The 25,009-nt window shown below is 63.7% G+C and carries 23 protein-coding genes; 11 read left to right on the top strand and 12 right to left on the bottom strand.

Translation table 11 applies throughout. The annotated features are described in order from the left end of the window. Positions 1-92: 92 nt before the first annotated feature. The 4 genes from U0004_RS27965 to purB form a co-directional block, all read right to left on the bottom strand. Positions 93-668, bottom strand: coding sequence for a YceI family protein (locus U0004_RS27965; protein ID WP_070254750.1), 576 nt, complete (start codon positions 666-668; stop codon positions 93-95). Between the two features lie 150 nt (positions 669-818). Continuing rightward, positions 819-1,373, bottom strand: coding sequence for a YceI family protein (locus U0004_RS27960; RefSeq protein ID WP_034778891.1), 555 nt, complete (start codon positions 1,371-1,373; stop codon positions 819-821). 43 nt (positions 1,374-1,416) lie between these two features. Continuing rightward, positions 1,417-1,941 (bottom strand): cytochrome b, encoded by a 525-nt coding sequence (locus tag U0004_RS27955; protein WP_070254748.1) that lies wholly within the window; start codon positions 1,939-1,941, stop codon positions 1,417-1,419. A gap of 185 nt (positions 1,942-2,126) precedes the next feature. Further along, entirely contained in the window at positions 2,127-3,506 is a 1,380-nt protein-coding gene (purB, locus tag U0004_RS27950) for an adenylosuccinate lyase (protein WP_070254746.1), read from the bottom strand. 277 nt (positions 3,507-3,783) lie between these two features. Here purB and U0004_RS27945 point away from each other — a divergent pair, with 277 nt between their 5' ends. From U0004_RS27945 to U0004_RS27925, 5 genes are all read left to right on the top strand, one after another. Further along, positions 3,784-4,398 (top strand): glutathione S-transferase N-terminal domain-containing protein, encoded by a 615-nt coding sequence (locus U0004_RS27945; protein ID WP_034778885.1) that lies wholly within the window; start codon positions 3,784-3,786, stop codon positions 4,396-4,398. 7 nt (positions 4,399-4,405) lie between these two features. After that, a complete protein-coding gene (locus tag U0004_RS27940; protein ID WP_070254744.1) occupies positions 4,406-5,434 on the top strand; it encodes a LacI family DNA-binding transcriptional regulator in 1,029 nt (342 codons plus the stop codon). A gap of 300 nt (positions 5,435-5,734) precedes the next feature. Next, on the top strand, positions 5,735-8,029 hold the full coding sequence (locus U0004_RS27935) for a TonB-dependent receptor (RefSeq protein WP_070254742.1): 2,295 nt from the start codon (positions 5,735-5,737) through the stop codon (positions 8,027-8,029). Between the two features lie 15 nt (positions 8,030-8,044). After that, positions 8,045-9,907: an alpha-amylase family glycosyl hydrolase gene (locus U0004_RS27930; protein WP_231958625.1), complete on the top strand. Its 1,863-nt coding sequence runs from the start codon at positions 8,045-8,047 to the stop codon at positions 9,905-9,907. Then, positions 9,904-11,232 (top strand): MFS transporter, encoded by a 1,329-nt coding sequence (locus tag U0004_RS27925; protein ID WP_070254740.1) that lies wholly within the window; start codon positions 9,904-9,906, stop codon positions 11,230-11,232. Before U0004_RS27930 ends, U0004_RS27925 begins: the two co-directional genes overlap by 4 nt. A gap of 181 nt (positions 11,233-11,413) precedes the next feature. On the opposite strand, the gene bfr is transcribed toward U0004_RS27925, so the two are convergent. After that, positions 11,414-11,890 carry a bacterioferritin gene (gene bfr / locus U0004_RS27920; RefSeq protein ID WP_034778875.1) on the bottom strand — a complete coding sequence of 159 codons (477 nt, stop codon included), beginning with the start codon at positions 11,888-11,890 and terminating at the stop codon, positions 11,414-11,416. Between the two features lie 421 nt (positions 11,891-12,311). Between bfr and U0004_RS27915 the strand changes: the two genes are divergently transcribed. Further along, complete coding sequence (locus U0004_RS27915; protein ID WP_070254737.1) at positions 12,312-12,992, top strand: Fe2+-dependent dioxygenase; 681 nt, start codon at positions 12,312-12,314, stop codon at positions 12,990-12,992. Positions 12,993-13,205: 213 nt separating this feature from the next. Here the strand turns inward: U0004_RS27915 and U0004_RS27910 are convergent, their stop codons facing one another. Further along, entirely contained in the window at positions 13,206-13,907 is a 702-nt protein-coding gene (locus U0004_RS27910) for an energy transducer TonB (protein WP_070254736.1), read from the bottom strand. A gap of 17 nt (positions 13,908-13,924) precedes the next feature. Then, a complete protein-coding gene (locus tag U0004_RS27905) occupies positions 13,925-14,140 on the bottom strand; it encodes a (2Fe-2S)-binding protein (protein WP_034745611.1) in 216 nt (71 codons plus the stop codon). Positions 14,141-14,552: 412 nt separating this feature from the next. Between U0004_RS27905 and U0004_RS27900 the strand changes: the two genes are divergently transcribed. From U0004_RS27900 to U0004_RS27885, 4 genes are all read left to right on the top strand, one after another. Then, complete coding sequence (locus tag U0004_RS27900; protein WP_034778868.1) at positions 14,553-14,837, top strand: FeoA family protein; 285 nt, start codon at positions 14,553-14,555, stop codon at positions 14,835-14,837. Positions 14,838-14,839: 2 nt separating this feature from the next. Further along, entirely contained in the window at positions 14,840-16,741 is a 1,902-nt protein-coding gene (feoB, locus tag U0004_RS27895) for a ferrous iron transporter B (protein WP_070254889.1), read from the top strand. A gap of 9 nt (positions 16,742-16,750) precedes the next feature. Further along, complete coding sequence (locus tag U0004_RS27890; protein WP_070254735.1) at positions 16,751-17,026, top strand: hypothetical protein; 276 nt, start codon at positions 16,751-16,753, stop codon at positions 17,024-17,026. 72 nt (positions 17,027-17,098) lie between these two features. Beyond that, positions 17,099-17,260, top strand: coding sequence for a hypothetical protein (locus U0004_RS27885; protein WP_161784184.1), 162 nt, complete (start codon positions 17,099-17,101; stop codon positions 17,258-17,260). Between the two features lie 35 nt (positions 17,261-17,295). Here the strand turns inward: U0004_RS27885 and U0004_RS27880 are convergent, their stop codons facing one another. Further along, on the bottom strand, positions 17,296-18,216 hold the full coding sequence (locus tag U0004_RS27880) for an AraC family transcriptional regulator (RefSeq protein WP_070254734.1): 921 nt from the start codon (positions 18,214-18,216) through the stop codon (positions 17,296-17,298). A gap of 128 nt (positions 18,217-18,344) precedes the next feature. On the opposite strand from U0004_RS27880, the gene U0004_RS27875 reads away from it, so the two are divergent. Continuing rightward, on the top strand, positions 18,345-19,334 hold the full coding sequence (locus U0004_RS27875; RefSeq protein ID WP_070254733.1) for an oxidoreductase: 990 nt from the start codon (positions 18,345-18,347) through the stop codon (positions 19,332-19,334). A 45-nt stretch (positions 19,335-19,379) separates the two neighbouring features. Here U0004_RS27875 and nagZ read toward each other — a convergent pair whose 3' ends face one another. The 4 genes from nagZ to U0004_RS27855 form a co-directional block, all read right to left on the bottom strand. Continuing rightward, entirely contained in the window at positions 19,380-20,921 is a 1,542-nt protein-coding gene (nagZ, locus tag U0004_RS27870) for a beta-N-acetylhexosaminidase (protein WP_070254732.1), read from the bottom strand. Positions 20,922-21,102: 181 nt separating this feature from the next. Continuing rightward, positions 21,103-22,713, bottom strand: a complete 1,611-nt coding sequence (locus U0004_RS27865) for an FMN-binding glutamate synthase family protein (RefSeq protein ID WP_070254731.1) — start codon at positions 22,711-22,713, stop codon at positions 21,103-21,105. Positions 22,714-22,936: 223 nt separating this feature from the next. Then, on the bottom strand, positions 22,937-23,950 hold the full coding sequence (locus tag U0004_RS27860; RefSeq protein WP_070254730.1) for a M48 family metallopeptidase: 1,014 nt from the start codon (positions 23,948-23,950) through the stop codon (positions 22,937-22,939). Between the two features lies 1 nt (position 23,951). After that, the gene (locus U0004_RS27855) at positions 23,952-25,004 is read right to left on the bottom strand and encodes a YjgN family protein (RefSeq protein ID WP_034778854.1); all 1,053 of its coding nucleotides are present in this window, start codon (positions 25,002-25,004) and stop codon (positions 23,952-23,954) included. Positions 25,005-25,009 lie beyond the last annotated feature (5 nt).

Raw genomic sequence — 25,009 nt, 5'->3', positions numbered from 1 at the left:
CGATAGAAAAGTCCAGCGGATTCGCGCAGTGCATGCAAAAGCCCGCCTGGCTGCGGGCAGCGAGGCGGGCTTGTCATGCGGCAAGGCCGTGTTTAGTCAGCCTTGATGGCTTCCACCTGGATGGCCAGCTTGACTTCCGGCGAGAACGCCGGCATGCCGTAGTTCAGGCCAAAGTCGCTGCGCTTGAATTCCGCCGTGGCGTCGGCGCCGCACACTTCGCGCTTGTAGCGCGGATGCATGATGCACTTGAACTTGCTCACGTTCAGCTTGACGGGCTTGGTTACGCCCAGCAGCGTCAGTTCGCCATCGACTTCCACCAGTTGGTCGCCGTCGAACTTGAGCGATTTGCTCTTGTAGGTGATTTGTGGGAATTTTTCGACGTTGAACATGTCCGCTTTTTTCGCGTGCGTGTTCATGGCGTCGAGGCCGAAATCGATCGAATCGGCGTCGATGACGAGGTCCAGGCTACCCGTCTTGGCGGCGCGGTTCAGGGTGACCGTACCCTTGGTCTTGTTGAACTTGCCGCGCCACACGGACATGCCCATGTGATCGGCTTCAAAGCTGGGGAAAGTGTGCGTCGGGTCGAGGTTGTAGGTGTCGGTAGCGGCCATGGCCGAACCGGCGCCGGCGGCTGCCAGCACGGCGATCATCAAGTGCTTCAATTTCATTGAATTCCTAACTAAGTTAAACAACAGATTTTTGGGCGGTGATCTGATATGTAACGCCTGAAAAACGTTCAGGGCCAGGCGCCTTGCCGAAGGCAGTACGAATAGTACGACGAGGCAAGAGCAACGCAGCCATGGACGTTTTCTCAGGTGTTACTGCGCAGCGACGTGGAACTTGATGGTGACCTCGTCGGCAACCATGCTCGTGTCTTTCCACTCGCCTTCGCCGATGTTGTAGGTCAGGCGCTTGATCGGCAGGGCGCCGTCGAACGCATATTTGCCGCCATCGGCTTTGACCGTCAATGGGAACGTCACGTCGGTGGTCTTGCCTTTGATGCTCAGCTTGCCGCTGACCGTCAGCTTGCCCGCGCCGGCGGCCTTGATGCTGCTCGAAACGAAGGTGGCTTTCGGGAACTGGGCCGCGTTAAACCATTCTTTCTTCGCCACTTCCTTGTTGTATTCGGGGTCGCCGATATCGATGCTGGCCGTTTCGATTTCCACCGAGGCTTTCGAGGCGTCCGGCGTGGCCGGATTGTAATCGATGGCGATATTGAATTTCTTGAACTTCGCTTCCACGGGCACGTTCATTTGCTTGAACACGGCCGACACGCTGGTCTTGGCGGGATCGACTTTCAGCAGGGTGGCGGCGGTGGCGGCCACGGACAGGCCCAGCAGGGAAGCGAGGACGATGCGTTGGGTGGTTTTCATCTTATTTTTCCTGGAGTTTCAGTGAGCAAGGGTGAAGTCGGTGTTATGGCAGCATGCGTTTAAGTACGCCGTCTTTGTCGATAAATTGATGCTTCAGCGCCGCCAGCACATGGGCAGCCACGGCGGCGGCCATCGTCATGTTCAGAACATAATGAATCTCTTTTAAAAGTGGCTTAAGTTCCGGGTTCGGCGCCATGATGACGGGCAGCTGGAACAGGCCCAGATAGACTACCGGAACGCCGGCAGCCAGCGTGTACAGGTAGCCGGAAACGGGCACGGCGAAGATCAGGATGTACAACAGCACATGCATGGCGTCGGCCGCCTTCTTTTGCCAGGCCACCATGCTGGCAGGGTGCGGCGGCGGTACATTGGCCTTGCGCCACAGCAGGCGGATGGCGGCGATGGCCAGCACGGTCACGCCCAGCCATTTATGCCACGAGAAATATTTGAGCTTGGTGGGCGTCAGGCCGGGAATATCGACCATGACCAGGCCCATGATGAAGGCGCTGATGATCAGCAGGGCGGTCAGCCAGTGCAGGATGATGGCGGTGGTGGTGTAGCGTTGCATCGACGGCTTTCTTGAAAGTAGTACGTATTAGGACTAATTCGGCCTAATATACCAAAGAAAAGCAATTTACGCTGCGTGCTGGAGATTCTACAAGAAAGATTGCCGGAAAAACCGCGGGGCGGGCAGCATTTGTGTGCTGGCCGCCCCGCGGGAATGGGATCGCATGATCCCCATGTGGAAACTGCTTAGATAGCTTTGGCCAATTGCGCTGCGATGCCGATGTAATTACCCGGCGTCATGGTCAAGAGCACGTCCTTGGCATCCTGCGGAATGGCCAGGCCATTGACGAAGGTCTGCAGCGCTTCTTTCGAGATGCCCTTGCCGCGCGTCAGCTCTTTCAGCTGCTCGTACGGGTTTTCGATGCCATAGCGGCGCATCACGGTTTGTACGGGCTCGGCCAGCACTTCCCACGTCGCGTCGAGGTCTTGCGCCAGGCGCGCGTGGTTCACTTCCAGCTTGTTCAAGCCGCGCAGGCAGCTGTCATAGGCCAGCAGGGTGTAGCCCAGGCCCACGCCGATGTTGCGCAGCACGGTCGAATCGGTCAGGTCGCGCTGCATGCGCGAGACGGGCAGTTTTTCCGACAGGTGTTTCAGCACGGCGTTGGCCAGGCCCAGGTTGCCTTCCGAGTTTTCGAAGTCGATCGGGTTGACCTTGTGCGGCATGGTCGACGAACCGATTTCGCCCGCTTTCAGTTTTTGCTTGAAGTAGCCGAGCGACACATACGTCCAGATGTCGCGGTTCAGGTCCAGCAGGATCGTGTTGGCGCGCGCGAAGGCGTCGAACAGTTCGGCCATGTAGTCGTGCGGCTCGATCTGGATGGTGTACGGATTGAAGACCAGGCCCAGGCGCTGTTCGATGACGGCCTGCGAGAATGCCGGCCAGTCGAAGCCAGGGTAGGCCGACAGGTGGGCATTGTAGTTGCCGACGGCACCATTCATCTTGCCGAGGATTTCCACTTGCTCGATGCGTTTCACGGCGCGCTGCAAGCGGGCCACGACGTTGGCAAATTCCTTGCCCAGGGTGGTCGGGCTGGCCGTCTGGCCGTGCGTGCGCGACAGCATCGGCACGTCGGCGTTGTCGTGCGCGATCTGCGTCAGCTTGGCCACCAGGCCGTTCAATGCCGGCAGCATCACGCCATCGCGGGCGGCTTTCAGCATCATGCCGTGCGAGGTGTTGTTGATGTCTTCCGAGGTGCAGGCGAAATGGATGAATTCCGACGCCGCCACCAGTTCCGGCACGTCCGCCACTTGTTCCTTCAGCCAGTATTCGACAGCCTTCACGTCATGGTTGGTGACCGCTTCGATGGCCTTGATGCGGGCCGCGTCGGCTTCCGAGAAATCGCTCGCCATCTTGTCGAGCAGGGCGTTCGCTTCTGCCGAAAACGGCTTGATTTCAGCGAAACCGGCTTGCGACAGCGCTTGCAGCCAGGAGATTTCCACTTTCACGCGGTGGTGCATGAAACCGGCTTCGGACAGGATCGGGCGCAGCAGATCGGTCTTGCTGGCGTAGCGGCCATCGAGCGGAGACAGGGCCGACAGCGTGGAATACGGAGTAGTAGAAGTCATGAGAGCGGACGCAAGTTAAAGAAACGGTTGGCGTGTGGCGCGCGGGGAGGGCAGGGCTATTGCAATACAGCAACACTGACGGCGCCACAGTAAAGGGCGATTTTACCACCGCTGGCCGCTGGCCAGCCGTCCGTCGGCCGTCGGCGCACCGCAATTTGGCCGAATCCGGCCCCGATGCGGCGTGGCTGCCACACACTGGGGGGCGCCGGGCGCGTGCTGCCAAACACCGCTGCCGCCGATGCTATACTGCTTGCTGCTCCTTTACCTTAAAGTACCTATGAAACTGATCGGTTCCCTCGCCAGCCCGTATGTCCGCAAAGCCCGTATCGTGCTGGCGGAAAAAAAGCTCGACTATGTCTTCGAGCTGGAAAACGTGTGGGTGCCGGAAACACGCATCGCCCAGGCCAATCCCCTGGGCAAAGTGCCTTGCCTGGTGATGGAAGATGGCAGCACGCTGATCGATTCGAAAGTCATCGTCGAATACCTCGATACGCTCACGCCCGTGTGCAAGCTGCTGCCGGCCGGCGGCAATGGCCGCGAGCGGGCCGATATCAAGAATTGGGAAGCACTGGCCGACGGCATCCTCGACGCTGGCGTGCTGGTGCGCCTGGAGCGCACGCAGCGCCCGCCCGAGCAGCAAAGCGCGGCCTGGATCGCGCGCCAGCTGGAAAAAGTCACCCTGGGTCTGGCGGCGCTGGAAGCACGCCTGGGCGAGAGCGCGTATTGCGCCGGCAAGAACTACACCTTGGCCGACGTGGCCGTGGGGTGTACCTTGGGCTGGCTCAGCTTCCGCTTCCCGGAAATCGACTGGCGCGCCGAGCATCCTGCGCTGGCCCGCCTGTTCGACAAACTGTCCGAGCGGCAGTCGTTCAAGGACACCGTGCCGCAGTGAGCGTCCGATGACCGGTACCGATTCGAAGGCGCAGCAGCGCCTGCAGATGGCCGATATCGCGCGCCTGGCCGGCGTGTCCACGTCCACCGTGTCGCGCGCCCTGAGCGGCAGTTCGCTGGTCAATGAAGAAACGCGCGCGCGCGTCATCGCGCTGGCCCGTTCGCTCAAGTACTCCATCAATATCGGCGCGCAAAACCTGCGCCTGAAACAGAACCGCACGGTGGGCGTGGTGGTGCCGTATGACGCGGCCACGCGCCAGCACCTGTCCGATCCTTTCTTTCTGAGCATGCTGGGCAGCCTGGCCGATGCGCTGACGGAGCAGGGCTTCGACATGCTCATTTCGCGCGTGGATGCGGAAACGCTCGATGCGGCCGCCCAGTCCTTCGATAGCGGCCGCGTGATCGGCATCATCCTGATCGGCCAGTGGCGCCACCATGAACAACTGAACCAGCTGGCCGCGCGCCAGGTGCCCATCGTCGTGTGGGGCGCGCAATTGCCGCAGCAGCTGTATTGCACCGTTGGCGGCGACAACGTCGCCGGTGGCAGGCTGGCCACGGAGCACTTGCTGGCGGCGGGACGTCGTCGCATCGCCTTCTTTGGCGACGCCAAGCTGCCCGAAGTGGCGCAGCGCCACCAGGGCTATGCGCAGGCGCTGGCCGCGCACGGACTGGCACCCGATCCGCAACTGTACGTGGCCGGCTCCTTCCTGCCGCAGGGCGGCGCGACGGACGTGCAGGAACTGCTGGATCGCCAGCTCCCGTTCGACGCCATCTTCGCCTGCAGCGACTTGCTGGCCATGAGCGCCATCAGCGCCTTGCGCGCGCGTGGCGTGGCCGTGCCGGAACAGGTGGCCGTGGTCGGCTACGACGATATCGAACTGGCCGCGTATTTCCACCCGCCGCTGACCACCGTGCGCCAGCCGATCCGCGCCGCCGGGCGCGCGCTGGTGGCCTCGCTGCTGGCGCTGGTCGATGGCGCGCCTGCGCCATCCCGGCAATTGCCAACCGAGCTGATCGTACGCGCCTCGGGCCGGTAAAGCGCGGTTGCAACCGATTGCAATAATTTCAAAATTCCCCACTATTTTTCATGCTGCACGGCAGCATGAAAAACCCTGATCTCGTATCGATTCTCTCCTGTTTCCCTCTTTTCTGCCCGTAGCGCTCCCTTAAAAGCAACATAAATTCCATGTTGCAGCGCTCGATTGCAATCGATTGCAATAAATTCTTATTCGTTGAATAATGACGTACCGGCTCAGCCAGCGCGCCATGGCATGCGGCGGCCAGGACCCATAACAAGCGGATACCTCGATGTATCGGCATACAACACTGGAGACAAGATGAAGACACGTACTGCTCAACGCGGCTGCATGGCCGCAGCCGTCGCCCTGGCCCTGCTGCAATGGGGCGCCGCCCAGGCCCAATCGGCCGGCGACACCGCCAGCGCCGCCCCCGCCGATGGCCTGAACCTGGAACGCATCGTGGTCACCGGCACCACCGGCGGCACGTCCAAAATGAAATCGAGCAATTCCGTCAGCAGCATGGAACTCGACACCATCCTGCACAACGCGCCGACCAGCGCCGCCGAAGTCCTGCGCTCGGTGCCGGGCTTGCGGGCCGAGTCCTCGGGCGGCGAAGGCAATGCCAACATCACCGTGCGCGGCCTGCCCATTTCCGCCGGCGGCGCGCGCTATGTGCAGATCCAGGAAGACGGCTTGCCGGTGCTGCAGTTCGGCGACTTCAACTTCACCACGCCCGACAGCTTCGTCAAGATCGATTCCACCCTCGACCACCTGGAAGTGGTGCGCGGCGGTTCGGCCTCCACCCTGGCCACCAACTCGCCGGGCGGCATCATCAATTTCATCAGCAAGAATGGCAAGGAGAAGGGCGGCAGCGTGGCGCTCAGCCGGGGCCTGGGCTACGACCAGACGCGCGTGGATTTCGATTACGGCGCGCCGGTTTCCGAGCGCACGCGCTTCTTCATCGGCGGCTCCTGGCGCACGGGCGAAGGCATCCGCCACAGTGGCGTCAACAGCGAAAAGGGCGGCCAGATCCGCGGCAATGTCACGCATGAATTCGACAGCGGCTTCGTGCGCCTGTCGTTCAAGCACCTCGACGACCAGTCGCCCACGGCCTTGCCGGTGCCGGTCAGCGTGCGCAATGGCCGCATCGGGGAAATCGCCGGCATCGACCCGCGCAAGGCCAGTTTCTATTCGCCGTACTGGGTGCCCGACATGGTGCTGAACAAGGATAACCAGCGCGTGGCCACCCGCGTCAACGACGGTCTGCACGTCAAGAGCGACACCGTGGGACTGGAAGCATCGTTCAAGCTGGGACAGGGCTGGAGCGTGAGCGAAAACTTCCGCTACGCCGACAATTCGGGCCGCTTCATCGGCGTCTTCCCGTCGAATAACGGCAGCGACGGCAGCTACGTGTTTGCCAGCGGCCCGAACCGGGGCCAGCCCTACACGGGGCGCGCGTTTTCCGCCGTGGTGTTCAATACCTCGATCGACGACGCCAGCAATACCCTGAGCGACACCAAGCTGGCCAGGACGTTTGTGCTCGACAGCGGCAAGCTGACCACCACGGCCGGCCTGTACCTGTCGCAGCAAAAGCTGGGCCTGACCTGGAATTTCAATGAATACCTGCTGCAGGCCACGGGCGACCAGCCGGCGCTGCTGCAAACGGCGAGCAGCACGCCCGGCTACATCGGCCCGGCCTTCGGCGCCTGCTGTTCGCGCGCCGTCGACATGGAATACCGCACGACGTCGCCCTACGTAAACCTGGCCTGGGAAAGCGGCGCGCTGAACCTCGACGGCGGCTTGCGGCGCGACCGCCAGCACGCCAGTGGCACGGCCAACCAGGCCACCGGCGCGCAAGCCTATCTGCCGTCGACGGTGCAGCAGGTCGACTACACCCTGGGCCATACCTCGTACTCGCTGGGCGCGAACTACAAGCTGCAAGCCAACCTGGCCGTGTTTGCCCGCGTCAGCGAAGGCGTGGCCTTCAATGCCGACCGCATCCTGTTCGGCACGCCCCTGGATGGCAGCGTGCCGGTGGCGATCAACACCGTGCGCCAGCTCGAAGGCGGCGTGAAATGGCGGCGGGGGCCCCTGAGCACCTTCGTCACCGTGTTCCAGGCCAAGACGAAGGAAAGCAATTACGAGGCGACGACGCAGCTGCGCACGGCCAACAGCTATGAAGCGAAGGGCGTGGAACTGGAAGCGGCCTACAGCGCCGGCGACTTCCGCATCAATGGCGGATTGACGTTCACGGATGCCGAGATCACGGGCACGGCCGCGGCCGACGTGGCGCTGATCGGCAATACGCCGCGGCGCCAGGCGCGTGTCGTGTACCAGCTCGCGCCCACCTATGAATGGGGGCCTGCCACCCTGGGCGCCAGTCTGGTCGGCACGGGCAAGTCGTGGGGCGATGATGCGCACACGATCACCTTGCCCGCCTACCAGGTGCTCAACGCTTTCGTCAATTACCAGCTTACGCCGCAGATGCAGGTGGCGCTGACGGCGAACAATCTGCTCAACAAGATCGGCTATACGGAAGTCGAGGGCGATGGCCACGCGGCCCGCTCGATCACGGGGCGCGCCGTCAAGGTCAGCCTGAAATACGCATTTTAAGCAAGGATAGGATTCATGATGTCGATACGTAGCCCCCTGGCGCGCCTGCTGGCGCCGCTCCCCTCGCACTTGCGCGACGATGCGGCGCGCCGCTATGCGCGCCAGGAGGCGGTCCTGCTCGACCGCCTGGGCAGCCTGTATGGCCAGCGGCCGGATTTCCTGCCCTGGCTGGGCGACCTGATGGAAAGCGTGGGACGGCTGTACGCGGCGCGCGCGCCGGCGCTGCTGCGGCAGGATGCGCAGCGCGAAGCGCAGCCGGACTGGTTTTCCAGCCAGTCCATGCTGGGCTACAGCGCCTACGTGCAGCGCTTCGGCGGCAGCCTGCAGGGCGTGGCCGCGCGCATTGCCCATCTGCGCGAGCTGGGCGTGACGTATCTGCATTTGCTGCCGTTTTTGCGGCCGCGTGCCGGCGAAAGCGATGGCGGCTTTGCCGTCGCCAGCTTCGAGGAAGTCGACCCTGCGCTGGGCAGCAATGCCGACTTGCTGGCGTTGACGGCGCAGCTGCGCGCGGCCGGCATCAGCCTGTGCTCGGACCTCATCCTCAACCATGTGGCGGACGACCATGCGTGGGCACTGGGCGCCAAGGCGGGCGATCCGCTGCTGCGCGATTTTTTCCACACTTATCCCGACCGCGTGCAGCCGGACCGTTACGAGCGCACCGTTGGCCAGGTCTTCCCGCAGGCGGCACCGGGCAATTTCACCTTCGTGCCGGAGCTCCAGCGCTGGGTCTGGACCACGTTTTATCCCTATCAGTGGGACTTGAACTACGCCAATCCGGCCGTCTTCGCGGCCATGGCCGGCGCCATGCTGGGCCTGGCCAACAAGGGCATCGAGGTGTTCCGCCTCGACTCGACGGCCTTCCTGTGGAAGCGCGAAGGCACGGATTGCATGAACCAGCCCGAAGCCCACAGCCTGCTGCAAGCCTTGCGCGCCATCGCCGCCATCGTCGCGCCTGGCGTGCTGCTCAAGGCCGAAGCCATCGTGCCCACCCCCAAGCTGCCCGCCTACTTTGGCAGCGATAGCGCGCCCGAATGCCATATCGCTTATCACAGCAGCCTGATGGCCGCCGGCTGGGGCGCGCTGGCGGAGGAAAGCACAGACTTGCTGCAGCAGGTGATCGCCGCCACGCCGCCGCTGCCGCCGGCCGCAAGCTGGCTCAGTTATGTGCGCTGCCATGACGACATCGGCTGGAACGTGCTGCTCAATGAAGCGGGCGCGGACGGGCCGGCGCGCCTGGCGCGCATTGCGCAGTTCTTTGCCGGTGCTGCCGGCAGCTACGCGCGCGGCGCCGCCTTCCAGAGCAGCAGCGCCGACAAGGCGCATGGCAGCAACGGCATGGCCGCCTCGCTGGCCGGCCTGCAAAGCGCCACCACGGTGCAGGAGCAGGAATACGCGTTGCGGCGCCTGCTGCTGCTGCATGGCCTGGCATTGAGCTTTGGCGCCTTGCCGGTGCTGTACATGGGCGATGAACTGGGCATGACCAACGACGACAGCTACACGCAGCGCGCCGACCGGGCGATGGACAGCCGCTGGCTGCAGCGTCCCGCGTTCGACGACAGCTTGCTGGCATGGCGCCACGATGGCGTGAGCGCCAGCGGCCGGCTGTACCTGGCGCTGCGTCAGCTGATCGACGCGCGCGGGCGCTTGCCGGCATTGGCCGCCGCTGCGCCGCGCAGCGTGCTGCCCGCCGACACGCCGGCCGTGCTGGCGCTGCTGCGCGGCGACGCGTTTCTCAACCTGAGCAATTTCAGCGGCGCCAGCCAGCGCTTCACCTTGCCCGCGGGCGAGTGGCGCAACAGCCTTGATGGCAGCGTGCTGGCCGGCACCGTGGGCCTGCAGCCATGGCATATGCTGTGGCTGGAAAGGGAACCAGCATGAGCGACACCACCGCGCACCGTCCGCATTTGTCGTTCTGGCAGATCGTCAACATGAATGTCGGTTTTTTCGGCATCCAGTTCAGCTTTGGTCTGCAGCAAAGCAGCATGAGCCCCATCTACAAATACCTGGGCGCCGATGAAGCGAGCCTGCCGTACCTGTGGCTGGCCGGTCCCATGACGGGGCTGCTCGTGCAACCGCTGATCGGCGCCATGAGCGACCGCACGGTGACGCGCTGGGGCCGCCGCACGCCGTACTTCCTGATCGGCGCCATCCTGTGCAGCCTGGGCCTGCTGGCCATGCCGTTCAGTCCTACCCTGTGGATGGCCGCCAGCCTGCTGTGGATACTCGACGCGGCCAACAATGTGACGATGGAGCCGTACCGCGCCTTTGTCAGCGACAAGCTCGACAAGAAGCAGCACTCGCTGGGTTTTCTCACGCAAAGCGCGTTTACGGGACTGGGGCAAACGCTGGCCTACCTGACGCCGTCGCTGCTGGTCATGCTGGGCATGAACAAGGATGCCGTCAATGGCAGCCATATCCCGCACATCGTCATCGCCGCCTTCCTGATCGGCGCCGTCTTTTCCCTCGCCTCGGTGCTGTGGACCCTGAAGACGACGCCGGAAAACCCCCTCACGGCGGCCGAGCTGGCGGCCATCCGCAGCCGCCCGCCGGGCTGGCGCCACACGCTGGCCGATATCGGTGCGGCCCTGCGCGACATGCCGCCGACGATGAAGCAGCTGGCCATCGTCAACCTGTTCCAGTGGTACGCCATGTTCTGCTACTGGCAGTACATTGCGCTGTCGCTGGCGGCGACCCTGTTTCACACGACGGATCCGGCATCGCAAGGCTTTCGCGACGCGGGCCTGCTGAACGGGCAGGTGGGCGCCTTCTATAATTTCATCGCCTTTGTCGCTGCCTTTGCGCTGGTGCCGTTCACGCGCCGCTTTGGCCCCAAGCGCATGCACAGCCTGTGCCTGTGCGCGGCCGGCGTGGGCATGCTGAGCATCCCGCTGATCCACAGCCCGGCGCTGCTGTTGCTGCCCATGCTGGGCGTGGGCCTGGCCTGGGCCAGCATCATGGGCAATCCCTACATCATGCTGGCCGGCTGCATTCCGCCCGAGCGCACGGGCGTCTACATGGGCATCTTCAACATGTTCATCGTCATCCCGATGATCATCCAGATCTTCACCCTGCCGCTGTACTACCGCAGCTGGCTGGGCGGCAATCCGGAGAACGTCATCCGGCTGGCCGGCGCCCTGTTGCTGTGCGCGGCGGTGGCGGTGCTGTTCGTCAAGCTGCGCCCGCCGCAGGCCACAAAGACTTGAGAGCACACGTAAAAAAACCGGCTCTGCCGGTTTTTCTTGTTCCACCAATGATGTTACGACACCTGACAAAACCGTAGCGAGCGGAAGGAAGAGGTGGCCGAGAAGCGCAACCGTACTCTAGTACGGTGAGCATCGCAGGCCGCCTATGCCGACGCGCAGTAGGTTTTGGCAGGTGTCCTCATTACTCTTCAACAGCCATCTGACTTTGCAGGTAATTCTGGATGCCGATCTTGGCGATCAGGTCGATCTGCGTTTCCAGCCAGTCGATATGCTCTTCCGTGTCTTCCAGGATCATCAGGAACAGGTCGCGCGAGACGTAGTCGCCCGCTTTTTCGCTGATGGCGATGCCTTCCTTGACGGTGGCGTGCGCGGCGCGCTCCAGCTTCAAGTCGCATTCCAGCATTTCCGGCGTGTTCTCGCCGATCAGCAGCTTGTGCAGCGCTTGCAGGTTCGGCAGGCCGTCGAGCATCAGGATGCGGTCGATCAGCTTGTCGGCGTGTTTCATTTCGCCGATCGATTCTTCGTATTCTTTCTTGCCCAGCTTTTCCAGGCCCCAGTGCTTGTACATGCGCGCATGCAGGAAGTACTGGTTGATGGCCGACAGTTCGTTGGTGAGCTGTGCGTTGAGCATGCGGATGACTTCTTTATCGCCCTTCATGGGATTTCCTTTGTTCTGTAGTGCGTTCGATGATGAAACCGGAGGCTGCTGGCGTTCACTGCCGGGTGGCTCGGGCTGCCTGGTGGCGTGCAGGTTGCCGGTTTCGCTATGCCCGCATGATAGCGCAAAATATGGGCAATTTCGGGCGGTAAACGGCATTTTTCCGTCTTTTTAACGTAAATATCGTGCGAATAAAACCCATTCTCAAATGGATTGCCACATTTTTCCGTTTTTTATTTGTTAAGGAAAATGAAGGCCATTCTCATTCGCGTTCCCGGTGCTGTTTTGCTGCCGCTGGCGCGCGCGCATGGCCGCGCTGAAAAGGCGGGAAATCTTGGGCCGTTCTTGCTTTTGTGTCTTCTTGGCCGCTGCCGGCGATGCGATAATCAGGCAGCGATGTTTACTGAAAAAGGATAGCAAGATGATGCTGCATATACCCGGCGTGCTGACGCCGGAACAGGTCACGCATTTTCGCCAGCGCCTGGCGCAGACGGACTGGGTCGATGGGCGCGCCAGCGTCGGGGCGCAAGGCGCGCAAGTCAAGCGCAACCGCCAGCTGGCCGAGGGTTCGCCGCTGGCGCTGGAGCTGGGCGAGATCGTCAGCCGCGCGCTGATGGCCAATCCGCTGTTCTTTGCCGCCGTGCTGCCGCTGCGCATCCTGCCGCCATTCTTCAACGGCTATGCGGGTGGCGAGCACTATGGCCTGCATATCGACGGCGCCATCCGCACGCCGAAGAACGGCATGCAGTCGATGCGCGCCGACGTCTCGTCGACCGTCTTCCTGAGCGAACCGGACGAGTACGAAGGCGGCGAGCTGGTGGTGGTCGATGCGTATGGCACGCACGAAGTGAAACTGCCGGCCGGCGACGTGATCGTGTATCCGTCGAGCAGCGTGCATCAGGTGCTGCCCGTCACCAGCGGCGAGCGCATCTGCTCCTTCCTGTGGACGCAAAGCATGGTGCGCGAGGACTGGAAGCGCAGCATGCTGTTCGAGCTCGATCAGAACATCCAGAGCGTGCGCGCAGAGCACGGCGATTCACCGGCGACGGTGGGCTTGACGGGGCATTATCATAATTTGCTCAGGATGTGGGCGGAGATGTAAAAAGGGTCAGTCGCTGCGCGAGCGGAATGGGCCCCATTGGGGCCCATTCCCCCCTCGGGTCTGATCCCAAAAAAAAAGTCTGCCTGGCCCGGGGATGTAGGCTGGCAGACTGAAACAAGCAAATCGCTTGACTAAAAACAAGGCGCAAAAAAGCAAGCAGGGCACGTGGTGCGGTGCTTGCGGGCTGGCAGCGGCGCAAGGGCCGCCGGAAGGCTAGCTCAGTTGGAAGGTCAGCGGTACTAGAACGTAGACAGGTACGGGCTTGCCGTTTTCGATCATCGGCTTGAACAGCGCGCGCTGGGCGGCCTGACGGCCCGCTTCATCGAGGTTGTTGTAGCCGGTCGATTTCTGGATCAGGATTTGCTCGGGCAAGCCCTTTTCATTGATCAGGATGCGCAGCACCACGGTGCCGCTTTCACCCAGGCGGCGCGACAGATTCGGGTAGATCAGTTGCGGTGCCTTGATGTATTCGACGCTGCTGACGGTGCGCGGCGTTGACGGCGCTGGTGGCGTCGGCGACGGTGTCGATGGCGCTGTCGGCGCGGCGGTGGCAACGGGTGCCGCTTCGGCGCGCGTCGGCTGTGGCGGCGTGATCGTCGGCTCGCTCGGCGCCACGGCGATCAGTGGCAGCGGCGGGATCACGGCGCGCGGCACGGGAGCGCTCAATTCCACGGTTTTCGGTACGGATGGCGCTGGCGGTTTGGGCGGCGCCGGCGGGGCGATGATGCTGATGGTGGTGATGGTCGGCATGGCCGCCGTCACCACGCGGCTCAGCAGGCCGCTCTGGATGGCATAAAAACCGGCGATATGCAGGACGACGATGGCCATCAGCGGCGCGAATTTGTTGCGCTTCTTGTCGAAGTCGGCAAATTGCTGCACGGCCTGCACCGTTACGGGCGGGGGCATCATCGTCATGGCGTTTATCGCTTTCTTTAGTTTGTCAGTACAGCTCGCATCAATACGGTTTCTTGCAGCGCCACCGTGGCGTTCAGGTGATCGTTCAGCACTTCCCGCGCGCAGGTGTGGCATTTGCCGCAGCAGGTGGCAACGCCCAGGTCGCGGCGCAGTTCGGCCATGCTGGACAGGCCAAGATCGACGGCTTGACGGATTTCACGATCAGATATGTTGTTGCAGACACATACAATCATTGATACACCTTCTGGCTGGAGGATGAACAGACACTAGTGCCGGGAAGCATTGTTGCTAGTGTTTTAATGAGAATCATTATCATTACGTTTCATTGTCGCGCAAAGTGGGGGACAATGCAAGCGATTTTGATCAAGTGTGCGGCACTTGGCAGCCTGGCGCCGCAGCTTGATATGCCTTCCGTGCGCATGACGCAGCCCTTGATGGGGGCGGCTCTCCGGGCTAAATAAAAACTATTCGCATTCATGTTTATAATGCTGGTATTGTCTCGGACGGTTGCCGTCTGGACAGATGGAATGGCCGCTTGTCGGTAATGCGCAACAGTTGCGTTTTACCTCACAAACCTGGAACCAGCGCAAGGCGCCCCGCGCCGCAGCCGGTATCAGGTGTTCTTAATTTGAACGGAATTTGCTCATGACTCTAGTTCCACCCATGATGACGCTCGATGCGCTGGCAGTCGGCCAGAGCGGCACGGTGTTGCATATCACGCCCCACACGGCAGGACAGACGGAGGACGGCGTCGACCTGCCCCGTCGCCTGATGGAGCTGGGATTCGTTCCCGGCGAACGCATCCGCATGCTCAAGCGCGGCATTCCCGGTGGCGATCCGCTGGCCATCAAGGTGGGCAATGCCACGTTCGCACTGCGCCGCTTCGAAGCGGCGCTGATTACGATTCAACCGCTGCTTCAACCGGAATGACCATGGGTGCTGTCGAAACTATCGTGGATGCGGGCGTGCACAAGCCGCCGCATCAGCCACAAATTGCCTTGCTGGGCAATCCGAACTGCGGCAAGACGGCCCTGTTCAACCGTTTGACGGGCGCGCGCCAGAAAGTGGCGAACTACGCCGGCGTGACCATCGAGCGCAAGGAAGGCCATTTCACCTCGCCAGCCGGCAAACCCGTGCGCGTGCTCGATCTGCCGGGCGCCTACAGCCTGTCCGCCACTACGCCCGATGAAGCCATCACGCGCGACGTGGTGGGCGGCTTGCGCCGCGGCGACCCGCGTCCGGACGCCATCATCTGCGTCGTCGACGCCACCAATCTGCGCCTGAACCTGCGCCTGGTGCTGGAAGTCAAGCGCCTGGGCCTGCCCATGCTGCTGGCGCTGAACATGACGGACGTGGCGCGCAAGCGCGGCATGCTGATCGACACGGTGAAACTGTCGCAGGAACTGGGCATGCCCGTGGTGGAAACCGTGGCGGTGCAGCACGATGGCGAAAAAGCCTTGCTGAACGCCATCGATGCCATGTTGCCGCTGCCGGTCGTGGAAGCGAAACCGCTGGCGGCCATCGATGCCGTCAGCGTCGAAGAAACCCAGCGCGAAGTGCGCCGCATCCTGGCCGCCGTCAGCAATGACACGAGCGACAAGGGCAACCTGACGGAAAAGATCGACGACGTGGTGCTGCATCCCATCGTCGGCCCCATCATCCTGGCCGTGCTGATGTTCCTGATCTTCCAGGCCGTGTTCGCCTGGGCCGCCACGCCGATGGAAATGATCACCGATGGCGTAGGCCACCTGGGCGCCGTGCTGACGGCGAACATGCCCGATGGCCACCTGAAAAGCTTGCTGGTGGAAGGCATCATCGGCGGCGTCGGCAGCGTGCTGGTGTTCCTGCCGCAGATCCTGATCCTGTTCTTCTTCATCCTGGCGCTGGAAGACTGCGGCTATCTGCCGCGCGCGGCGTTCCTGCTGGACCGCCTGATGGGCGGCGTGGGCCTGTCCGGCCGCGCCTTCATTCCTCTGCTGTCGAGCTTTGCCTGCGCCATCCCCGGCGTGATGGCGGCGCGCACCATCCAGAACCCGCGCGACCGTCTGGTCACCATCATGATCGCGCCGCTGATGACGTGTTCGGCGCGCCTGCCCGTGTATGCGCTGATCATCGCCGCCTTCATCCCGGAGCGCCAGGTGTGGGGCTATCTGAGCCTGCAAGGCCTGGTGCTGTTTGTCCTGTACTTCGCCGGCATCATCTCGGCCATGGCCGTGGCCTGGGTCATGAAGCGCGGCATGGGCGTGCGCGGCAACCAGCCGCTGATGCTGGAACTGCCTGCCTATCACTGGCCGCATTTGCGCAACCTGGCCGTCAGCCTGTGGGAGCGCGCGAAGATCTTCCTGACCCGCGTCGGTACCATCATCCTGAGTCTGATGATCATCCTGTGGTTCCTCAGTACCTTCCCCGGCCCGCCGGACAATGCGATCCACCCGCCGATCTACTACAGCCTGGCCGGCATCCTGGGCCGCGGCCTGGAAGTGATCTTCGCGCCCATCGGTTTCAACTGGCAGATATGCATCGCGCTGGTGCCGGGCATGGCGGCGCGCGAAGTGGCCGTCGGCGCCCTGGGCACCGTGTACGCGCTGTCGCAAACGGGCGATGCACTGGCGACCACCCTGGAACCGCTGATCGCGCATTCGTGGTCGATGGCCACCGCGCTTTCCTTGCTGGCCTGGTATGTGTTTGCGCCGCAGTGCCTGTCGACCCTCTCCGTGGTGAAACGCGAGACGGGCGGCTGGCGCTATCCGCTGCTGATGGCCGGCTACATGTTCGCCCTGGCGTATGCCGCCTCGTTCATCACGTACCGCGTCGCCCTGATGCTGGGCGCTTAGGAGAAAACCATGTGGCAAACCCTCATCGTCGCCCTGATCGTCGCAGCCGCGCTGCTGCATTTTTCGACCAAGTACCTGCCGGCGGGCGTGCGCCGCGCCATCGTGCGCGGCCTGGTGCGCTGCGGCCTCGATGAGGCGAAGCTGTCGACCTTCTTCAAGGTGGCGCCGGGCTGCGGCAGCGGCTGCGGTTCCTGCGGTTCCTGCGACAGCCCGCCGCCGCCGTCCGCCACGCCGCCGGCCGACGGCAGCAGCAAGCGCGTGATCCTGATGCAGGTGCAGCGCTAGGGCTTGTATTTCAGTGTAGCCATGGGCCCGCCCGTGGGCTACACTGGGCTTTCCGCATGGCAAGGAGTGGCAATGGCGATACTGTTGATCTTCATGTTTTTGTTTGCGGTCGCCACCTGGCTGCTGGCCAGCCGGCGCGGCCGCCACGGGGGACTCTGGTTCGGCATCGGCCTGTTCCTCGGACCGTTTGCCTTGCTGGCGGTGGCAGCCTTGCCGCCCGTGCCGGCGCGCTGACCTTGTACTATTAAAACCCGCAAGCGCGGGTTTTTTTACGCCTGCCCGCCCGCGTGGCGCAGCCGGTACTGGCGCGGCGAGCAGGCCATGACGCGCTTGAAGGCGTGGCTGAAGGCGCTGTCGGAATCGTAGCCCAGTGCCTGTGCGATCAAGGTGATGGGTGCGCTGCCGCCCTTCAGGCGCCGCGTGGCCAGGCGCATGCGCCAGCGCAGCAGGTAGTCGAGCGGCGTCACGCCCACCCGCTTCTTGAAGTGCAAGGCAAAGGCGGAGCGCGACTGCCCCGCGACGGCGGCCAGCTGCGACAAGGTCCAGCGCCGCGCCGGTTGCGCGTGCATGGCCTCGATGGCGGCGCGCAGCCGTGGATCGGCCAGCGCGAACAGCCAGCCCACCGGGTGCGAGGCCTGCGCTTCAAGATACTGGCGCAGCATTTGCAACAGCATCATGTGACCAAGGTGGCGCGTCATCAGTGCCGCGCCGGGCGCCGTCGCCTGCAGTTCCTGTGCCAGCCGTTGCAATGCCCAGTGCAGCACGCTGGCCTGGTCCGTATCGCCGCGCACGTGCAGCAGCGGCGGCAGGCAGTCGAGCAGGATGGCCGCTTCGTCGCCAAAGTGGAAGCGTCCGCCGATGAGGAAGAAATCGTGCTGCGGCGCGCCGTGGCGGGCCACGCCCTGTTGCGTGTGCCGGTACACTTCCAGCGCTGGCGCGGCCGGCAAGCCGGGCGTGCTGGCCAGGGTGAACGCGCGTCCCGGCGCCAGCAGGAAGCAGTCGCCCGTCTGCAGCGGCATGGGAGCGTCGATGCCCGCGACCGTCAGCCAGCAAGCGCCTTCGATCACGGCGTTGAACTTGATGCCGTCCGGCGGCGGAAAGTCGATGGCCCACTCGCCGCCCGCCTTCAGGCCGGCAAAGTAGGAGCTGCGCGTATCAAACAGCGAGAGTACATCGGAGAGCAAATCCATGGTGGCGGCAATTCTGGACGATGGCGATAGTATTGAAGATTTTACGCCATTCACCGTCCAGAACAGCTCGCGCAAAATAAGCATGTCGCCAGCCATCCCGCGCTGGCCACCCACATGCAGAGGCAGACATGACATACGGCGATCACAGGCAAATTCCCCTTCATTCCGGCTTCGGCGCGGCCACGACCGCCAGCGAGGTGCTGGCCGGCCGCGACCTGTCCGGCGTGCAGGCCATCGTCACGGGCGGCGCGTCGGGCCTGGGGCTGGAAACGGTGCGCGTACTGGCTGGCGCCGGCGCCAGGGTGCTGGTGCCGGCGCGCGACCAGCATCAGGCGCAAGCGGCCCTGGCCGGCATGGCTGGCGTGGAGGTCGCGGCGCTCGACCTGCTCGATCCGCAATCGATCGACGCATTCGCGGCCGCCTTCCTTGCCACGGGCCGCACCCTGCATCTGCTGGTGAACGGCGCCGGCATCATGGCCACGCCCTTGCTGCGCGATGCGCGCGGCTACGAGGCGCAGTTCGCGACGAATCACCTGGGGCATTTCCAGCTGACGGCGCGCCTGTGGCCCGCCTTGCGGCAGGCGCAGGGCGCGCGCGTGGTGTGCGTGTCGTCGCTGGGGCACCGGCAGGCGGGCGTCGACCTGGACGACCCGCATTTTCTGCGCCAGCCGTACGACAAATGGCGCGCGTATGCGCAGTCGAAAAGCGCCAACGCCTTGTTTGCCGTGGAGCTGGACCGGCGTGCCGCGGCGCACGGCGTGCGCGCCTTCTCGCTGCATCCGGGCGCCATCCTGACGCCGCTGGTGCGCCACCTGGATATTGACGATTTTCGCCGCGTGGGCGCGCTGGACGACGCAGGCAAGGTGAATCCGCCGCCGCAATCGGGTTTCAAGAGTGTGGCGCAGGGCGCTGCCACGGCCGTCTGGTGTGCCACCAGCGCGCAGCTCGAGGGTATTGGCGGCGTGTATTGCGAGGATTGCGACATCGCCGCCCTGATGCCGGACGACAGCACGGGGCCGGGCGTGCGGCGCTGGGCCATCGATCCAGGGCAGGCGCGCCGGCTATGGACGCTGAGCGAACAGATGACGGGCGTGCGCTTCGATTGCGACGCGGCATAAAAAATGCCGGGCAAGGCCCGGCATGTGCAGGATGGCGGCGTGGCTTTACGCCTTGCCCGCCAGTTTTTCCACCACGGGCACCAGCGCGGCCGGGCGGCAGCCGAAGGCGGCCAGGCGGCCTTGCGCCTTGGGCGCCAGGTCCAAGTCGTAGGGCAAACGGCCCGCCACCAGCCACAGTTTATCGTGCGGCAGGGCCTCGACCAGGCGGCGCTGGCCGTCGACGAACATGGCGTTATACGTTTGCAGCACGATCTGTTGCGCGCCTTGCGCAAAGGCGATGGCATCGTTGACTTCGTCGTCCAGCGCTTCGGCCGACAAGGCGTACTCGCGCACGTCCAGGCCCGCTTCCAGCAGCGCCGGCAGCATCGAGCTGCGCGCTTCCTTGTTGCGGCCCAGCGCCACTTCGTCGATTTCGCTGCGCGAGCGCACTTCCACCGTCAGCAGGGTCACGGGCAGGCTGGCGTCGAGCGGGCGGTAGTCGCCCTGCACGCGCAAGGCGGCCTTTTGCAGCAGCTGCGACAGGGCCATGGCGGCTGGCTGCATCAGCGCCGGAGGCGTGACGGGGCGGGTGCGCCAGTCGCGCACGGCGCGGTTGCGTTTGAGTTCAGCCACGCGGGCACAAGCGGCATCGATGCGGGAGAGCGCAATGTCGCCGCGCTCCACGGCGGCGATGACGGCGTCGATGGCGGCCGTCTGCTGCGCTTCGCGGTGCGAGATGAGGACGATGTCGGCGCCTGCCTGCAGGGTAGCGATGGCGCCCTGGGCGATGCCGATGCCGTCGGCGATGGCCGCCATTTCCAGGCAGTCGGTGATGACGACGCCCTTGTAGCCCATTTCACCGCGCAGCAGGTCCGTCAGCACGCCTTTCGACAGGGTGGCTGGTACGCTGGTGTCGGCCTCGAAGGCGGGGAAGACCACGTGCGCCGTCATGATGGCGTCGACGCCGCCAGCAATCGCCGCGCGGAAGGGCGCCAGCTCCACGGCGCGCAGGCGTTCCTTGTCGTGCGGGACGAGGGCCATGGCGTAGTGCGTGTCGATGGCCGTGTCGCCGTGGCCGGGGAAGTGCTTGGCGGTGACGGCCACGCCGCTGGCGCGCTGGCCGCGCATGGCCGCCATGCCGTAGTCGATGACGGTGGATGCATCCTCGCCATACGCGCGCACGCCGATGACGGGGTTGTTGCGGTTGTTGTTGACGTCCAGCACGGGGGCGAGCAGCATGTTGATGCCCACCTGGCGCATTTCATCGCCGCTGATCTGGTTCATGCGTTCGCAGTCGTCGATGGAGCCGGCCGCCTGGAAGGCCATCGCGGCGGGAATCGGCGTGACGCCCTGCTCGATGCGCATGACCATGCCGCCTTCCTGGTCGATGGAGATCAGCAGCGGAATGTCGGACACTTCCGCATTGATCTCCTGCAGCTCGCGGCACAGGGCGGACACTTGCGCGGGCGTGTGCACGTTGCGGCGGAACAGGATCACGCCGCCCACCTTCTTGTCGCGTATCAAGGTCTTGATATGCTCGTCCGCCTGCAGGGCGTCGAAACCCACCATGAACAACTGTCCTACTTTCTCGCGCAAACCCTGCTCCATGCTGCAACTCCTCCGGTATGTATTGTGACGACGGCATACGTATTCTGGCACCGTGGTGGCGCATCGTGGCGGTCACCGGACAAGCTGCCTTGGTTTTGTACTTATTTTGGTATTGTATTGGATTTGGGTTTTTGCGCAAGTGGTTATTAAGTGGTATTGCTCCACTTGCGCAATGCCGGCTTTAATCCAGGCGCTGGAACGATGCCGATTGCGCCATGGGCCAGTACAGGCCGAATACGGGCGGCAGTTGCGGCAGCTGGCTCGGGTCGAGCAGCTGGCCCGCTTCCAGGAAGGGCAGCAGGGCCGACGCCAGTTTCACCTGGTTCGGCGAGATGCGGCGCACCAGGTGGTGCGGGCGCAGTTCCTGCGGATGCGCGAGGCCGGCGGCGGCGATCAGCTCGGCCAGCGCCTTCATGGTGTTCTGGTGGAAGTGCGCCACGCGGGCGATCTTGTCGGATACCACCAGCGCGCGCTGGCGCTGCGGGTCTTGCGTGGCCACGCCCGTGGGGCAGCGGTCCGTGTGGCAGCTTTGCGACTGGATGCAGCCCAGTGCGAACATGAAGCCGCGCGCCGAATTGCACCAGTCGGCGCCCAGCGCCAGCAGGCGGGCGATGTCGAAGGCCGTGATGATCTTGCCCGAGCAGCCGATCTTGATCCGCTCGCGCAGATTGGCGCCCACCAGGGTGTTATGCACGAGCACCAGCGCTTCCTGCAGCGGCGTGCCCACGTGGTCAGTGAATTCCAGGGGCGCCGCGCCCGTGCCGCCTTCGCTGCCGTCGACGACGATGAAGTCGGGCGTGATGCCCGTTTCCAGCATGGCTTTGACGATGGCGAAAAATTCCCACGGGTGGCCGATGGCCAGCTTGAAGCCCGTCGGCTTGCCGCCGGAGAGCGTGCGCAGGCGGTCGATAAAGTGCAGCATTTCCAACGGTGTGGAAAAGGCGCTGTGCGCGGCCGGCGAGACGCAGTCTTCGCCCACCATCACGCCGCGCGTGGTGGCGATCTCGATGGTCACTTTCGGCCCGGGCAGCACGCCGCCGTGGCCCGGCTTGGCGCCCTGCGACATTTTCAGCTCGATCATTTTCACCTGCTCCGAGCTGGCGTTGGCGATGAAGCGCTCTTCCGAAAACGTGCCGTCCTGGTTGCGGCAGCCGAAGTAGCCGGAGCCGATTTCCCATACCAGGTCGCCGCCGTTTTCGCGGTGATAAGGACTGATGCTGCCTTCGCCCGTGTCGTGCATGAAGCCGCCGCTGCGCGCGCCGCCGTTCAGGGCCAGGATGGCATTGGCCGACAGGGCGCCAAAGCTCATCGCCGAGATATTGAAGACGCTGGCCGAATACGGTTTCGCACGCGGGCAGTCCGGATGGTTGCCGATCTCGATGCGGAAGTCGTGGCCCGTCACCTTGGCGGGGGCGATGGAATGGTTGATCCATTCATAGCCTGCTTCGTACACGTCGAGCTGGGTGCCGAACGGGCGCTTGTCCGTCTGCTCCTTGGCGCGCTGGTAGACGATGCTGCGCTGGCTGCGCGAGAACGGCGTCGCTTCGCTGTCGCTTTCCAGGAAATACTGGCGGATTTCGGGGCGGATGCTCTCAAAAAAGAAGCGGAAGTGGGCGAGGATGGGGTAGTTGCGGCGCAGGGCGCGCTTGGTTTGCAGCAGGTCGCTGATGCCGACCAGGGTCAGCGCACCGGCCAGCACGGGCAGCCAGTAATGATCGTAGTAAAACAGGGACAGGACAAAGATGGCTGCCGTCGCAATGAAGGTCAGGTAGCGAAATGGTACTAGGTGCATGGGCACTCCGGGGAAGTCAGACTGATATTGCTGAGTGTACCGGTGATTTGTAGATCTTGCTGACTGGCAAAGTGTACTGTCAGAGTGACGCTATCCATACGTGCGACACCTGACAAAACCGTAGCGAGCGGCAGCGATTTGTGGCCGAGAAGCGCAACCGTACTTTAGTACGGTGAGCATCGCCGGCCGCAAAGCGCGACGCGCAGTAGGTTTGGTCAGGTGTTCACCGCTGTGCGGCGCGGATGCGCTCGACCCGTTCAGTGCTGGCCGGATGGCTCGACAGGTACGGCGTGCCGTGGTCCAGCTTGCCCAGGGCGACAAATACTTGCGCCAGGTGTTCCAGGGGTATGCCGTTCTGGCGCAGCATGGCGATCGCGTAGTCGTCTGCATCGCGTTCGACATCGCGCGAATACTTCAAGTCCAGCAGCAGCGGCGGCAGGGTGGCCACCACCGTCGAGACGTCGCCGAACAGCAGCGCCGCGCCGGCGCCCACGGCCGAGGTCTGGATGATGCGCCGCGTCAGGTGGCGCTGCTGCAGGTGCCCCAGCTCGTGCGCCAGCACGCCCATGATGGCCTGGTCGTCCGGCAGCAGTTCGATCATTTCGTCCGTCAGCACGATGTCGCCGGACGGCAGGGCAAACGCGTTCGGGCCGATCTTGCTCTTGCGAAACACGATGCGGTGCGCGGGCGTGCTGTTGCCGGGCGTGGCCAGGCGCGCGAACTGGGCCCGCAAGGCTTGCTGGCGCGCGCCATCGAGCTGGCTGGGCGCGAATACATGGCGGTCCAGCATATCGAGCACGCCCTGGCCCAGCTGCCGTTCGACCGACTGCGGCAGGGCATACGCGATGCCCTTGGCCGCCAGCGGCAGCAGGTATTGATAGCTGAGCCACAGGGCCACGATGGTGGCCACGGTGGCCAGCAGGGCGCCGCGCCAGCTTTGCTGCAGCCGCACCACCCAGCCGTCGCGGTGGCCCGTATCGTGCAGCAGGCTGTTGAAGGCCGCCTGGTCGGCGATTTCCAGGTAGGCGCCATCGGCAAAACTGACCTTGCGCACGGCATGGCTGCTGCGTTCGGATACATGCAGCTCGTCCAGCGGGCAGCTGCGCTCGATGTCGCCGGCCAGCACGGCCATGCCATCGCGCACGCTGAGCGTGACGTGGTACAGGCGCGAGGTCTGGCCGTCGAAATAGCGCGCGGGCACGGGGGCCGCGCCCGGCGCGTCGTGATCGAGCGTCATGCTACAGCGACAGGTCGAAGTCCAGCAGGTCGACCATGCCTTCGCCCGTGGCCGACACTTGCTGGCCCGTGGCGGCGACAAACTCGTCCAGGCTGCCGTGCACCAGCATGGAGGTCGCTTCCAGGCGGTATTTCAGCCAGCGCACATGGGCGAATGGCGTAAACAGGCCCAGGGTGACGACGATACCCAGCAGGTTGCTCAGCATGACGAAGGTGGTGCGGCCCCATGTCAGCTGCGACTGGAACTGGTGCTGCTGCAAGCGCGTATGGTTCCAGATCAGGTTCTGGATCATGGTCAGGAACAGCGGCAGCACGGTGAATGCCCACAGGTACAGGGCGCCGATGGCAAACAGCAGGCTGCCAACCTTGGTCTTGTCATTCGCATTGGCCGCAAACGAGGCGAACACGCTGCCGAAGACGACGAAAATCAGCACCAGCAAGCCGCCCAGCAGCAGCGCGAAGAACAGCAAATAGGTTTTGTAGAAGCTGCCGACCGTGGCGTCAAAGCTGAAATGGGTGGCGCCGAAACGGCTTTGCGTGTGCTGGAAGCGCTTCAGGCGCTGGTGCAGGAAAGGCGTCATCAGGCCGCCCGTGAAGGTATTCAGGATGGGCAGCCACAGGAAGTACTTGTAGGCTTCCCTGGCGCTGCCGCCAAAGCCGAAGCGGATGCCGCGGTAGCTGGTGTTGTACAGCTTGAATTGCAGGCTTTTCCAGACCAGCCAGGGCAGGATGGCGGCCAGCAGCACGAACATCAGCAAGCCGACGACGGGCGAGACCTGGAAGGCGATGTTGTAGCCGGCGATCAGCACCACGGCGGCGATGCGGCCTTTCAGGATGGCCACGGCGTTGCCGTGGTATTCGAAGCTGCTGCCCGCCAGGTGGGTGCTGGAATAGAAATAGCGGTTGCGGCGCACCTTGGCCCAGGCGGAATAAATGCCCAGGGTGACGATGCTCAGCAGCAGGTTGACGATCCAGATACGGAAGTATTCGCTGCCGGTGGCGCTGAAGGTGATGGCTTCTTGTCGGGGAGGAGTGTTGTTTGCGTCGAAATCCACAGGGG

The organism is Janthinobacterium lividum (assembly GCF_034424625.1).
Taxonomy (GTDB): Bacteria; Pseudomonadota; Gammaproteobacteria; order Burkholderiales; family Burkholderiaceae_D; genus Janthinobacterium; species Janthinobacterium lividum.
This window is presented reverse-complemented; position numbering and strand designations above follow the sequence as displayed.

Bases quoted from the DNA above. Each gene is read 5' to 3' on its own strand.
- U0004_RS27965 (WP_070254750.1), bottom strand. From the start codon at position 668: ATGAAATTGAAGCACTTGATGATCGCCGTGCTGGCAGCCGCCGGCGCC.
- U0004_RS27960 (WP_034778891.1), bottom strand. From the start codon at position 1,373: ATGAAAACCACCCAACGCATCGTCCTCGCTTCCCTGCTGGGCCTGTCC.
- U0004_RS27955 (WP_070254748.1), bottom strand. From the start codon at position 1,941: ATGCAACGCTACACCACCACCGCCATCATCCTGCACTGGCTGACCGCC.
- purB (WP_070254746.1), bottom strand. From the start codon at position 3,506: ATGACTTCTACTACTCCGTATTCCACGCTGTCGGCCCTGTCTCCGCTC.
- U0004_RS27945 (WP_034778885.1), top strand. From the start codon at position 3,784: ATGAAACTGATCGGTTCCCTCGCCAGCCCGTATGTCCGCAAAGCCCGT.
- U0004_RS27940 (WP_070254744.1), top strand. From the start codon at position 4,406: ATGACCGGTACCGATTCGAAGGCGCAGCAGCGCCTGCAGATGGCCGAT.
- U0004_RS27935 (WP_070254742.1), top strand. From the start codon at position 5,735: ATGAAGACACGTACTGCTCAACGCGGCTGCATGGCCGCAGCCGTCGCC.
- U0004_RS27930 (WP_231958625.1), top strand. From the start codon at position 8,045: ATGATGTCGATACGTAGCCCCCTGGCGCGCCTGCTGGCGCCGCTCCCC.
- U0004_RS27925 (WP_070254740.1), top strand. From the start codon at position 9,904: ATGAGCGACACCACCGCGCACCGTCCGCATTTGTCGTTCTGGCAGATC.
- bfr (WP_034778875.1), bottom strand. From the start codon at position 11,890: ATGAAGGGCGATAAAGAAGTCATCCGCATGCTCAACGCACAGCTCACC.
- U0004_RS27915 (WP_070254737.1), top strand. From the start codon at position 12,312: ATGATGCTGCATATACCCGGCGTGCTGACGCCGGAACAGGTCACGCAT.
- U0004_RS27910 (WP_070254736.1), bottom strand. From the start codon at position 13,907: ATGACGATGATGCCCCCGCCCGTAACGGTGCAGGCCGTGCAGCAATTT.
- U0004_RS27905 (WP_034745611.1), bottom strand. From the start codon at position 14,140: ATGATTGTATGTGTCTGCAACAACATATCTGATCGTGAAATCCGTCAA.
- U0004_RS27900 (WP_034778868.1), top strand. From the start codon at position 14,553: ATGACTCTAGTTCCACCCATGATGACGCTCGATGCGCTGGCAGTCGGC.
- feoB (WP_070254889.1), top strand. From the start codon at position 14,840: ATGGGTGCTGTCGAAACTATCGTGGATGCGGGCGTGCACAAGCCGCCG.
- U0004_RS27890 (WP_070254735.1), top strand. From the start codon at position 16,751: ATGTGGCAAACCCTCATCGTCGCCCTGATCGTCGCAGCCGCGCTGCTG.
- U0004_RS27885 (WP_161784184.1), top strand. From the start codon at position 17,099: ATGGCGATACTGTTGATCTTCATGTTTTTGTTTGCGGTCGCCACCTGG.
- U0004_RS27880 (WP_070254734.1), bottom strand. From the start codon at position 18,216: ATGGATTTGCTCTCCGATGTACTCTCGCTGTTTGATACGCGCAGCTCC.
- U0004_RS27875 (WP_070254733.1), top strand. From the start codon at position 18,345: ATGACATACGGCGATCACAGGCAAATTCCCCTTCATTCCGGCTTCGGC.
- nagZ (WP_070254732.1), bottom strand. From the start codon at position 20,921: ATGGAGCAGGGTTTGCGCGAGAAAGTAGGACAGTTGTTCATGGTGGGT.
- U0004_RS27865 (WP_070254731.1), bottom strand. From the start codon at position 22,713: ATGCACCTAGTACCATTTCGCTACCTGACCTTCATTGCGACGGCAGCC.
- U0004_RS27860 (WP_070254730.1), bottom strand. From the start codon at position 23,950: ATGACGCTCGATCACGACGCGCCGGGCGCGGCCCCCGTGCCCGCGCGC.